The sequence below is a fragment of the Pedobacter sp. TM02 genome (assembly GCF_059705275.1).
In genome coordinates this window covers 317,867-330,521 of the sequence record NZ_AP046530.1, presented here as the reverse complement: position 1 = coordinate 330,521, position 12,655 = coordinate 317,867, and the positions used below count along the sequence as shown (strand labels likewise).

Here is a 12,655-nt window from a genome sequence, read left to right as displayed (position 1 = left end):
ATTTACCTTATTTAAGTACTTCTGGATTTACAATATGTGTTGGCCTGCCTTTGCTGTAGTTGACCACGTTTTCGAAGGCTTTGCCAAAATACAGTTCATAGCTGTTTTGCTCTACATAGCCCAAATGCGGGGTGCACACTACATTGGGGAGCGTTAACAATTCAAAATTAGCATTTTTAACGGGTTCGTTTTCATAAACGTCGATACCGGCAAAACCAGGTCGGCCGGCTTTTAGGCATTTGAGCAGCGCGCCACTTTCAATCAACTCGGCCCTCGCGGTATTGATCAATACGGCGGTAGGCTTCATGAGGCTCAGGTCGCTTGCCTTCACGATGGCCATAGTCTGTTCATTGAGACGCAGGTGCAAGGTAACCACATCGGCTTCGCTAAAAAAAACGGCTTTACTAGGAGCGGCTTCGAAGCCATCGGCTATGGCATTGGCCCGCGACTGTTCGCTTCCCCAAACCAAAACCATGGCGCCAAAAGCCTTGGCGTAATTGGCTACCAGCTTGCCTATTTTGCCATAGCCCCATATACCAATGGTTTTTCCGTAAACACTGGTGCCCATGTTGGTTTGCCAGTTTCCAGCTTTCATCGCGGCAATGGCATTGGGCAGTTGCCTCAGGGTATTCATGAGGAGGAGCCAGGTTAGTTCGGCAGGGGCTACCGGCGAACCCACGCCTTCGGCCACGGCCACGTTATAGTTGTTGCAGGCTTCCAAATCCAAGTGTCCGGCTATTTTACCTGTCTGACTAATCAGCTTCAGGTTGGGCAGCTGTTTAAGCAAAGCAGCCATAATGGTTGTCCGCTCTCTGATCAGCACCAATGCTTCTACATCTCGCAACTTGGTGGCAAGCAAAGTCGGATCTTTTTCGGTATCGTTCAGGATTTGTACTTCGTGGCCATCCAACAGTTCGAAACAAGCCAAGGTTTTAACTACATCCTGATAATCGTCTAATATGGCTATCTTCATGGTCTATCTCATTAAAATAAACGTTGGACCTGGTCGCTTTCCAGTTTAAAATCGGCCGAGAGCTGCACCAGGTTCAGGCCTGGCTTTTTGCCAACTTTGAGGCTTCCAAAAGTTGAGTCGATATTTAAAAACATGGCGCCGTTTAAAGTTGCCCATTGCAACAAATCGGCAAAAGGGATTTGCAAACGGTCTTGCAGGGTTTTCATTTCGGCCAAAATATTAAGCTGATGGTTGCTGGCCAAGCTATCGGTACCTAAAGTTAAAATTACCTGCTGAGCCTTGAACATTTTTACATCGGGCAAACAGTTTTCGATATACAGATTAGCATTAGGGCAAAGGCACCAATACAAATTAGCATGTGCTTGTTCGGCAAATTGCACATCTTCCAGCTCGCTCATGGTATTATGCACCAACAGCGTATTTAACGTTTGGTTGAGCTGGGGCAAATGGTAGCGGATTGCATTCTGGCCCGAGGCCTGTGCTTCGTGTGGAGGAATGCCTACACTGGTAAAAAAATCGGCCAATTTACCTGTTCCCTTGCTAAAAAGCTCGTTTTCGCCAGCCGTTTCCTGGTTGTGAATGCTCAAGATATCATCTTCGGTATGGTTCTTTTTAATTTCGGCAAACAGACTTGAAGAAACCGAATATGGCGCATGAGGTACCACAGAAGCCTTGAGTGGCAAGAAATCGGCCTTTAGTTTTAGGCCAGCTTCTATTACCGGTGCAGCTGATCTGCTGAAGCCAAAAACTTCAACAAAGGTATGGTAATAGATTTTGCTTTGCAGCTTAACAGGTTTCGAATCCAGTTGATTGGAAATATCGCCGACGGCAACAATGCCATTGGCATACATGGCTTCATCGGCTTTTTGCATAGCCGCGATTATTTCGTCTTCGGGCTGTGCACGCAAGGCCAAAATCTGTCTGATGAACTGGGGCAGGCCGGTATGTTCGTCGATTTTCTTGAACAGGTGCGAGAGCTCCAAATGGCAATGGGTGTTAACCAAACCCGGAATAATGGCTCCTTTATACTTAACAATGCCTTCAAGCTTCATTTCTTGAGCTTGTTCGGGCGTGAGCACGGCGGTAATGGTTCCATCGGTATCAAGGCCAATTACGCCATTTTGGACAGGAGCTGTTTCAACCGGAAAAATCCAGTCGGCCGAAATGTAATGTTGCATGCCACAAATTAAGCGCATTCTGTTCGAAACCTAAGAAGTTTATCTGTTTTTTGACGACAAAATCAGCAAGTTGTAGAGAAACGCTACAACAGCAAACCTCATCAATAAATTTATTACACTGATTATCAATTAATTGAAAATAATTTTTCTTTTGGCACCATTATGCGCTATAGCTCAGTATAATTATTTATTTCAAAACCCTAATTTAAAAATACAGTTATGAAAAAATTATTTTTAGCCGCTACGTTAGCATTCGCAGGATTTTCGGCAGCACAAGCAAGTGAAGCAAAATCAAAATCAAACCCAATCGAAATCGTTACTACCGTTCAAGACAGCGTAACCAAAACGCCGGTAAAATTGGAAGATTTGCCAGAAGGCATAAAAACTACTTTGGCTTCTGAGCCTTACAAAGCCTGGACAGCTACTGCTGCTTTCTTGGTCAAAGACGAAAAAGCCAAAAAAGAGTGGTACCAAATCGATGTGAAGAAAGAACAAGAAACCGGTTCTATCAAACTTGACAAAGACGGTAAACCTGTTGAATAGCTAAAAAAATCAACAGCATAATTGAATAGCAGAAAACACAATTATACTTTAACAAAGGCCAGATTTATCTGGCTTTTGTTATTTTTGTATCATGTCAAAATTCCTGATTGTTGAAGACGACTCCACTTTTGCGCAAATTATTGAAGGCTTTTTAATTAAAAGTGGTTTCGAGGTCTTATTGGCATCAAATACCAAACAGGCGTACAAACTAATTGGCGAACAGGATTTCGAGCTGTTGCTGGTCGATTATCGCCTGCCCGACGGCACCGGGCTCGACGTGCTCAAATATGCCCGCGAAAAAGGCATTTTCACCCCTACCATCATAATGACCAGCTTTAACGATGTGCGTACTGCCGTAAAATCGATACAGCTGGGTGCATTCGACTACATTACCAAACCGGTAAACCCCGACGAGTTGCTGATGGTTATCAAAAACTCGCTGGCCAAAGACGAAGCTGAACCTGTGTCCACAGACGATAACTTTATTAAAGGCAAAAGCGAAGTAGCCGAAAAACTGCATCAGCACATTGCCCTGGTAGCTCCAACCGATATGTCGGTGATTATACAGGGCGAAAGCGGCACCGGCAAAGAACATATTGCCAAAACCCTGCACCTGCAGAGCAAGCGCAGCACCAAGCCTTTTGTCGCCATCGATTGTGGCACCTTATCGAAAGATTTGGCCGGCAGCGAGCTTTTTGGCCATACAAAAGGTGCATTTACCGGTGCGCTGAACGATAAAAAAGGACAATTCGAGGCCGCTAATGGGGGTACTTTGTTTTTAGACGAAGTGGGCAACCTGAGCTACGAAGTGCAGGTAAAGCTACTAAGGGCCCTACAAGAGCGTATTATTCAGCCTATTGGCAGTACAAAAGCCATCCCTGTAGATGTGAGGATCATTGCCGCCACCAACGACGATTTGGCCAACAGCATCCAGCAAGGCGAATTTAGGGAAGACCTTTACCACCGCCTAAACGAATTTAAGATACAATTGCCTGCCTTGCGAGATCGAGGCAAGGATTTGGAACTGTTTATCAACCACTTTATTACGCTAAGCAACAAAGAACTGAGCCGGAACGTACAGGCTATTGAACCCGATGCCAAACAATTGTTGCTGGATTACGATTGGCCAGGCAATTTGCGCGAGCTCAAAAACGTGATCAAAAGAATGGTGCTTTTAAGCCCTGGCCAAACGGCCGGAATGGCAAGCCTGCCCGACGAAATGAAAATGGCCGTAAGCCAGCTGTCGAAAAACAGCAGCACCGACCTCAAAGCCGTAAACGAGCAAAACGAGAAACAGCTCATTACCGAAACCTTGCAAAAAGTAAGGTTCAATAAATCAAAGGCGGCCAAGCTGCTTAATATTGACCGGAAAACGCTTTACAGCAAAATGGAACGCTACGGCATCGAATAATCTATTTCATCGATCATTACCAGCAACTGATTTAGCTCTTTAATAAGGCTAATGGCCTGATTCTTTATCTTCTCGTCAACCTGGGGGCTTTCCGCTATTGCAAGCTCCAGCTTTCTGAACTTTGCCGCCAGCGCGGCAGCCCCAACCTGCGCAGTACGTCCGGCCAAACGGTGTACAATAAGTCGGCAATTGGCTTTGTCGTGTTTTTCGATGCTTTCCTTAAGCATTGCGCTATCCTGCTGGCAATCGGCCTGAAACTGGTTCAGTATCCTTTGCAGCAATTGTTGATCGCCCAAAGTCATCTTTTCAATGGTGCTCACATCAAACGCTACCTGTTCTTCAATCACCATCATTCTTTCGAAAATAGACAAGAGGTCTTCTGTTTTAAAAGGCTTTGTAATCAACCCATTAAATCCTTCGGCTAAAATAGCCTGCTGTTCATCGGGCAGTACCTGCGCCGTAATGGCGTAAAACTTAACATGCGAAGGCATTTTATGCTTCAGGATGCGGTGCAGTTCCAAGCCTGACATTTCTGGCAGGCGCATATCAATGAGCACATAATTTACATCGCTGTGTTCGGCATTGAGTATGGCTTGTGCAGTGTTAAAGGTTTGATAAGGGATATCGTGTTTTTCGAAAATCAATGCGCAGAGCTCTAAAATCAATTGGTCATCGTCTATCATCCATACTTTGCCGGTATTGACAATGGGGTTTTGGCCAATGGCTTCCAGTTCGTTTTCGGGTTTTTCGGCATGTCGATATTTCAGGTGGAAAGTAAAGGTAGTACCCTTCTCTTTTTGGCTCTTCACGTTAATGTGGCCACCCTGGCTTTCTACCAAAGATTTGACAATGGCCAAGCCCAAACCCGTTCCGGTTTGGTTATGGATGTATTTTTCGTTGCTTTCTAGCTGTTCAAACTCGTTAAAGATCCGTTGGATGTGTGCTTCGTCAAAACCAATACCCGTGTCTTTGATTACAAAGTTAAAATGCACAAAACCGCCATGCTTTTTTAGCGACAGATCGAAATTAATCTGGCCTTTTACCGTAAATTTAATGGCATTGCCCAACAGGTTGAACAAAATCTGCTTCAATCTAAAAGCATCGCCTAAGGCATACTGTACCCCATCCAAGTCAAAGGCTGCAACCAAACCAACCTGCTTCTGCTCGGCCAATGGGCGCATAACCTCTATCACCTCATCAAGTACTTTGCCTACGTTAAACACTTGTTGGCTAAAAGTAAACTCGCCCGAAATGATACGGTTGTAATCGAGCACCTCATTTACAATCTGCAATAAATGCATTGCCGATTGGTAAATGGCATCCACATTTTTTTGGTTCGGCTTATCCTGTTGTGCAATCAGTTCGGCATAGCCTAAAATAGACTGCAGGGGCGTTCTGATTTCGTGGCTCATGTTAGAAAGGAAGCGCTGCTTGGCCTTGCTGTGGTATTCGGCCTCGTCTTTGGCAGTTTCGAGGTCCTTCCGGTAGCGGTTAATGCTGGCAATATCTGTTAGGATGAGGTACACCAGCACAATGGTCAGGAAGAAAAAACCGATCAGCAAAGCCGTAATCTGCCCTGCGCCTTTATTCACGACGGCTTTGGCCTGGTTGTTTTTCAGGTCTACCTGCGCTACCGCATCTGCCTCTACCTCTTTCAGGATATTGAGCATTTGGGTGGTAATCAGCGTACTGGCCGTAGCCAAATCGGCTTCCCTTTTCAAAAACCTGGCGCTTTTTTCTTTCTGCTCGGTTTCAATGGTTCTTAAAATGGTGTCGATGTGGTTGGCAATGCTATCTTCAACCTGCGTATTTAAGGTATCGCGCTTGATCTTAAATTCTTCATTGATGATTTTATAGACTTCTGATTTCTTCTTGCCAAACAGCTTGCTTAAAAATCCCCTCGATTTTTTCTCCTCTTCGGGCGCTACAATGGTAGTCGAAGTAGACGTTTCGGTAGTCAGCAACGCACTATCGCGTTGTTGGCCGCGCTGGGCAATCAGATCGCTCAGCTTGCTTACTTCTTCTGAAAACGATTTGGTATTAACCAGGGTTTCGCGTACTTGCATGTACATCACAAACTGCTGGTCTTTATCATCAAGCAATCTTTTAATAGACCTGATGCGGCGCAATTGGGCCTTGTCTTTGGCATAGAGCTTAGCCAAGGTATCTAAATTACCACGCGAAGCGCGCGATTCCCTGATAAACTCGGCGCTCTTTCCCTTGTTGTTGATGGCCTGGTCGCGTTGCAACTGGTCGAGTTTTGAAATGCTGTGCGACAACTGGTTTACCATTTTGAGGCGCTCGTTTGGTGCCGAAATCTCTTCAACGGTGCGCAACATCTTCTTAAAGGCAAACCTGCTGATGGCCCAAGCTGTTAAAAGCGCAAAACAAGCCAATAAGAAGCCTATCACCACTTTGCTCTTTGCTACCGTAAAAAAACGCCTTTTGATATTGGTCTGCATTAAAATTGTTTCACGCTAAATAACCCTTAGTTAACGCAACGGTTTAGAAAATGTAGTTGCGTTTAAATTTCGGTTTCGTTTCTAACCGATTATCTGTAGTTTTATCACAGCTATTTTCAGGCCAAAATGAACAGAATAGACAGACTTTTTGGAATATTAATCTTATTGCAGTCAAGAAAATACGTAACTGCCGAAAAAATTGCCGACCAGTTCGACATCAGTATACGTACAGTTTACCGCGATATGCGGGCGCTTGGCGAACAGGGCGTTCCCATTAGTTTTGAGCCCCATAAAGGCTACTTTATTGTACAGGGTTATTTTTTGCCGCCAATTTCGTTTAATTCTGACGAGGCCAATGCGTTATTGCTGATGGAACGATTCTTAACGGGCTTTGGCGATAAATCTATTGCGCACCATTACACCACGGCACTCAACAAGGTAAAAGGCGTGTTGCGCAGCAGCCAAAAGGAAAAGCTCGAAAACCTGAACGAAAACATCAGGCTGCAGCTACCCGAAAGGCTGAAAAACGACACCGAATACCTCTCAGCACTCCAAAATGCCATCAGCGCCAAATGTATTGTAGAAATAGACTATAAAAACAAGAAAGGCGAAGCCAGCAAAAGAGAGGTTGAGCCAATAGGCCTGATCTTTTATGCTTTTAGCTGGCATTTGATAGCCTGGTGCCACCTGCGCAACGAATATCGCGATTTCAAGGTTATCAATATCGTATCGGTTAAATGCACCGAAACCCCCTTCCGCAAAAGTGAGCACATGGCCCTGAACGACTACATGAAGATATTGCCAGTGGATTATTAAGGTATCATCATGCCTGACCTCGATTCCTGCATCTCATCAAATCGTTTTTTATGCTTTCGTTGATTTTGAAGCGCAGTTTGAAGCCTTGATTCTTTGGTCCATTTCTCATCAAGGAGAAAGGACTAGCCTGCAGGCTAGGTGGCGAAAAACAAAATGCTGCTAAAATTTTTCATCCCGAATTTCGCACTGCCATAGGGTTGTCAGTAAGCGCTCGTTACTTTGTTTAAACAAATAGCAAAACGATGAACATGATTGAACTTTTATTGACCGAATTGGCGCAAGAAGCCCAAACAACCCGTAAAATGCTGGCTTTGGTACCTGCCGACAAATTGGATTGGGCGCCGCACGAAAAAAGCATGAAAATGAAAGACCTGAGCGTCCACATAGCCGAGTTGCCAACCTGGGTAACCCTAGCTTTAAAAACCGACGGCCTGGATTTTGCCACAGAGCCCTACAATCCAACCTCAGTAAGCAATGCCACCGAGTTGCTTGCCCTCTTCGAAAAAAGCTACGAAGATGGTCGTTCGAGCCTCAGCCAAGCAACAGACAAAGACCTGAGCGGCACTTGGGTTTTGCGCAACGCCGATCAGATTTATGCCGCCATGACCAAGTACGAAACCATCAGACATGCCTATAGTCAAACCATTCATCACAGGGCACAACTAGGCGTTTACCTGCGTTTGTTAAACATTCCAATTCCAGGAAGCTATGGCCCCAGTGCAGACGACCCAAGCTTTTAAATCCTGTACCTTGACAACCTTTTTGGCTACTTTGGCCCTAAGGGTTGTCAAAGTTTGGCTTGGCATTGTTTTAAACGTTGCCCGAAGCCTGATTTATTCTGAGGTTGGGCACCCGCGACTTGATTGACGGTATTTCAGCCCTAAAAATCCATAGCATACTGGTTTTGCATCAAAGATTTGATCGGCAAAACTCAGTATTGTTGCTGTTTATCGGATTAGAATTGGTTACTTTGTAAGATATTTCATAATCTTTACCCCATGTCTGATTCTACAACACGATTAAACAAATACATTAGCGAAAGCGGTTTATGCTCAAGAAGAGCGGCCGACAGGTACATTGAACTTGGCCAGGTTTTTATTAACGGGCGCAAAGCTAAGGTAGGCGACAAAGTGTTTTTTGGCGATGTGGTAAGCGTAAATGGCCAAACCATTGAGCCACAACAGGCAGAAAACACCATTCTTTTGGCTTATAACAAGCCTGTAGGCATTACCAGCACCACCGAAGCGAAGATCAAAGACAACATTGTAGATCATGTAAACCACAGCGAGCGGGTATTCCCGATTGGCCGGCTGGACAAGGACTCGCAAGGTCTTATCTTTTTAACCAACAACGGCGACCTGGTTAACAAAATACTTCGTGCAGGCAATAACCACGAAAAAGAATATGTGGTTACCGTAAACAAACCCCTTACCGATCAGTTTATTGAAGGCATGGGCAAGGGTGTACCGGTTTTGGGCGTGATGACCAAAAAGTGCAAGGTAACCAAAGAAGCAGCCAATGTTTTCAGAATCGTGCTTGTACAAGGCCTCAACAGGCAAATCCGTCGCATGTGCGAGCATTTTGGCTATGAGGTAACGAAACTGGAGCGCGTTCGGATTATGAACATCACCTTAAAGGGCATTCCGGTCGGCGATTGGCGCGAGCTTACGCCAGAAGAGTTGGCGCAAATTACCAAACAATTGGCCAAATCGAGTTCTGAGAAACCTGCAACCCCTAAAAAAGAAAACCAAAGATCGGCCGCTCCAAAGACCGAAAAACCCGCACAGCGCTTTGGCAAAGAGAAAACCCCAGCAGCAAAAGGCAAGGCCAAAGCCAATGGTGGCCCAAGCAAATCAAATACCACAGGAAGCGACTGGTTTAAATCTGGACCCAACAGAAGGCCTACCCGACCAGGCAAAGGCAAATCGGGCGCACCTGCAGCCAAAACCCGCAGCCCCAAAAGATAATTTAATACCGATGTCAAAAAGTTCAGGTTTGGGCGTCATTTTATCAACGAACCCATTGCTAACGAACTAATATGAGTATCTTTGCACCGTAACATGCTTAGCACGAAGAAAATAGATATCCGTTCGCTTGATTTGGCGCAATTGCAGCAGCACTTTGCCGAAATGAAAGAGCCCGCCTACCGAGCAAAACAGGTTTACCAATGGCTTTGGGAAAAATCGGCACGTAGCTTTGACGAAATGAGCAACCTGTCTAAAGACCTGCGTAAAAAGCTTGCAGACAATTACGCCATTAACGTTGTCGAGATCAACAGCGCACAGTTTAGCAACGACCACACCATCAAAAATGCCTTCCGTTTGTACGATGGCAACATTGTGGAAGGCGTATTGATTCCTACCGACGAAAGGATGACAGCCTGCGTAAGCTCGCAAGTGGGCTGCAGCCTCACCTGCAAGTTTTGTGCAACCGGCTATATGGACCGCAAACGTAACCTTAATGCCGACGAAATTTACGATCAGGTGGTGCTGATTGACCAACAGGCTAAAAAGAACTACAATATTCCCTTAACCAATATCGTATACATGGGCATGGGCGAACCATTGCTTAACTATGCCAACGTATTGAAATCTATTGAACGAATTACCGCTCCCGATGGGCTGAACATGTCGTACAAGCGAATTACCGTTTCTACTGCAGGCATTGCTAAAATGATCAAAAAACTGGGCGATGATGGCGTAAAGTTCAACCTGGCCCTGTCGCTACACGCCGCCAACGATAGCAAGCGACACGAAATCATGCCTATTACCGAACACAATTCGTTAAAGGCATTGGCCGAAGCCTTGAAATACTATTTCTCCAAAACCAAAAATCCGGTTACCTACGAATACATCGTCTTCAATAATTTTAACGACGAAATACAGGATGCCATGGAGCTGGCCAAATTTTGCAAGCACGTGCCTTGCAAGGTAAACCTCATTGAGTACAACCCTATTCAATTTGCCGATTTCATCAATGCCAAAGGCGACAAAATAGATGCTTTTGCCAATTACCTGCGCAGCCAGGGCATCAACACCAACATCAGGAGAAGCCGTGGCAAAGATATCGATGCAGCCTGCGGACAGCTGGCTGTAAAAGAAACGGCTTAAATTTTCGCAAATGTATTCGGCGTATGCCAACAATTGCTTAAATTGTAGGTATGATAGCCATCAAGCGCTTAGCCGAAGATACGATCAACCTGCTCTTCCCATTGCTCTGCAATGCTTGTGGCACGCATTTGCATTATGGCGAAAAAGAAATCTGCAGCCATTGCCTTTACGACCTTCCCTACACCGATTTCCATTTATATCCAGACAACCCGGTAGCAAAACAATTTTGGAGCCGTATACCTTTTAACGCGGCCATGGCGATGCTCTATTTTAAGAAAGGCAACAAAGTGCAACAATTAATGCACGGCCTTAAATATAAAGGCAAAACCGAAACAGGCAGACTGTTGGGCCATCTTTTAGGCCAAAAACTGCTTCAAAATCCAGCGTATGCCGGTATCAGCGCCATTGTGCCTGTACCTTTGCATGCGCGCAAAGAAAAACAAAGGGGCTACAACCAAAGCCTGTTCATTGCCAAGGGCATAGCCGAAGTTTTGGATGTTCCGGTAAAAAATGCTAACTTATTACGCCAAAAGGCCACCAGCAGCCAAACCAAAAAATCGAGATATACCCGGCACGAGAACATGGAATCGGTTTTTGAGGTGAGGCATCCTGAAGAACTAAAAGACGGGCATATTCTTTTGGTCGACGACGTAATTACCACCGGATCAACACTAGAAGCCTGCGGCCAAACGTTATTAAACATTGGTGTTAAAAAATTAAGTATAGCTACCCTTGCTTTTGCAGAATAAGATGAGAATAAAACTACTGCTTCTGAGTATCTTAACCAGCCTGATCTTTGCGGCCTGCAACAAGGACGAGGAGCTGACTCTAGACTTGGATGCCAAACTCAACTTCTCATCAGACAGCGTGTTATTCGATACGGTTTTTACAGCAGTAGGCTCAAGCACCAGGAGATTAAAAATCTACAACCGAAACTCGAGGGCCATTAACCTCAACCAAATCCGTCTAAGCGGAGGCAACAATTCGGCTTTTAGCCTGAACATTAACGGACAAGCGGTTTCAGAAACCAATAACCTCAAAATAAACGGCAACGATTCGATCAACGTCTTTGTCAAAGTCAACATCAACCCAACCCAGCAAGACCTCCCTTTTATTGTGCAGGATTCGATTTTGTGCTATTTTAACGGCAAAAAGCAACGCATTGCACTGGTGGCCTACGGACAGAATGCGGTGTTTATCAACAGCGCCACCATTAAGAACAATACGGTTTGGAACAGCAAGCTACCCTACATCATCTACAAATCGCTCACCGTAGCCGAAAACACCAACCTGACCTTAGAGCCGGGCACCAAAATCCTGTTTCATGGCAACTCTACCATGAGTATTAAAGGCACCTTAACCGCGCTGGGCACCAAGGCCGATAGCGTTGTATTTGCCAGCGATCGGCTGGAAAAGCTGTACAGCAACGAAACCGGGCAGTGGAATGGTATCCATTTCTATCCCGAAAGCAAAAATTCGCGCATCAATTATGCAGTCATCAAAAATGGCATTACCGGCATTACCGTCGATTCGTTATCGGTAAACGACCAGCCCAAGCTGCTATTAACCAACACCATTATCAAAAACATGGAGGTGGTAGGCTTTTTGGGCTATCAAACAGACCTCACCGCCTTCAACAATCTTTTCTTTAACTGTGGCCAATACCTGCTCTACGGCGTGGGGGGTGGCAAATACAACCTTAAACAAAATACTTTTGCAGGCTACAACCCCTACTTTGCACGGAAAACAGCGGCCGTATACTTCTCTGATTATATCAGCAATACACAATCGGGCAACCTGAACATCGATTTTTACAACAATATTGTATGGGGAAGCTTGAGCAATGAGTTTCTGATCGACAAAAAAGTTGCCAATACACTATTAACGGCTACCGTAAAAAACAACCTGCTCAAAATCAATACAAACACCTTAAACGACACCAACCTGCTGAACAGCGATCCACTATTTATCAATGCTGATGCCGGAAATTTCAGGCTGGCCAAGGGCAGTCCGGCCAACAACAAGGGCTTTGATTTGAGCAACGACAGCTATTTCAATGCTTACCTGAACAAAGATTTAAACTATAAGTTAAGAATATTTCCCTCAGAATTAGGTTGTTACGAAAATAATTAAAAATTTTATTGCCCTTTTTAAAACAATTG

The 12,655-nt window shown here is 45.0% G+C and carries 11 protein-coding genes; 8 read left to right on the top strand and 3 right to left on the bottom strand.

The window, feature by feature from the left end; genetic code table 11:
- Positions 1-7: 7 nt before the first annotated feature.
- Together AC6H1S_RS01470 and AC6H1S_RS01465 are read right to left on the bottom strand one after the other, a co-directional pair.
- Positions 8-973 (bottom strand): D-2-hydroxyacid dehydrogenase family protein, encoded by a 966-nt coding sequence (locus AC6H1S_RS01470; RefSeq protein ID WP_497564865.1) that lies wholly within the window; start codon positions 971-973, stop codon positions 8-10.
- Positions 974-984: 11 nt separating this feature from the next.
- Entirely contained in the window at positions 985-2,151 is a 1,167-nt protein-coding gene (locus tag AC6H1S_RS01465) for an amidohydrolase family protein (RefSeq protein WP_497564864.1), read from the bottom strand.
- 219 nt (positions 2,152-2,370) lie between these two features.
- Here AC6H1S_RS01465 and AC6H1S_RS01460 point away from each other — a divergent pair, with 219 nt between their 5' ends.
- Together AC6H1S_RS01460 and AC6H1S_RS01455 are read left to right on the top strand one after the other, a co-directional pair.
- Positions 2,371-2,694 carry a hypothetical protein gene (locus AC6H1S_RS01460; RefSeq protein ID WP_199138494.1) on the top strand — a complete coding sequence of 108 codons (324 nt, stop codon included), beginning with the start codon at positions 2,371-2,373 and terminating at the stop codon, positions 2,692-2,694.
- A gap of 91 nt (positions 2,695-2,785) precedes the next feature.
- A complete protein-coding gene (locus AC6H1S_RS01455) occupies positions 2,786-4,105 on the top strand; it encodes a sigma-54-dependent transcriptional regulator (RefSeq protein WP_497564863.1) in 1,320 nt (439 codons plus the stop codon).
- On the opposite strand, the gene AC6H1S_RS01450 is transcribed toward AC6H1S_RS01455, so the two are convergent.
- A complete protein-coding gene (locus AC6H1S_RS01450; RefSeq protein ID WP_497564862.1) occupies positions 4,090-6,567 on the bottom strand; it encodes a hybrid sensor histidine kinase/response regulator in 2,478 nt (825 codons plus the stop codon). The genes AC6H1S_RS01455 and AC6H1S_RS01450 overlap by 16 nt on opposite strands.
- Positions 6,568-6,693: 126 nt before the next feature.
- Between AC6H1S_RS01450 and AC6H1S_RS01445 the strand changes: the two genes are divergently transcribed.
- From AC6H1S_RS01445 to AC6H1S_RS01420, 6 genes are all read left to right on the top strand, one after another.
- Positions 6,694-7,383 carry a helix-turn-helix transcriptional regulator gene (locus AC6H1S_RS01445; protein ID WP_497564861.1) on the top strand — a complete coding sequence of 230 codons (690 nt, stop codon included), beginning with the start codon at positions 6,694-6,696 and terminating at the stop codon, positions 7,381-7,383.
- A 248-nt stretch (positions 7,384-7,631) separates the two neighbouring features.
- Entirely contained in the window at positions 7,632-8,123 is a 492-nt protein-coding gene (locus AC6H1S_RS01440; RefSeq protein WP_497564860.1) for a DinB family protein, read from the top strand.
- Positions 8,124-8,381: 258 nt separating this feature from the next.
- On the top strand, positions 8,382-9,350 hold the full coding sequence (rluF, locus tag AC6H1S_RS01435; RefSeq protein ID WP_199138504.1) for a 23S rRNA pseudouridine(2604) synthase RluF: 969 nt from the start codon (positions 8,382-8,384) through the stop codon (positions 9,348-9,350).
- A gap of 93 nt (positions 9,351-9,443) precedes the next feature.
- Positions 9,444-10,493, top strand: coding sequence for a dual-specificity RNA methyltransferase RlmN (gene rlmN, locus AC6H1S_RS01430; RefSeq protein WP_497564859.1), 1,050 nt, complete (start codon positions 9,444-9,446; stop codon positions 10,491-10,493).
- A 50-nt stretch (positions 10,494-10,543) separates the two neighbouring features.
- Positions 10,544-11,242: a ComF family protein gene (locus AC6H1S_RS01425; protein WP_497564858.1), complete on the top strand. Its 699-nt coding sequence runs from the start codon at positions 10,544-10,546 to the stop codon at positions 11,240-11,242.
- Between the two features lies 1 nt (position 11,243).
- Positions 11,244-12,626, top strand: coding sequence for a hypothetical protein (locus tag AC6H1S_RS01420; protein ID WP_199138510.1), 1,383 nt, complete (start codon positions 11,244-11,246; stop codon positions 12,624-12,626).
- Positions 12,627-12,655 lie beyond the last annotated feature (29 nt).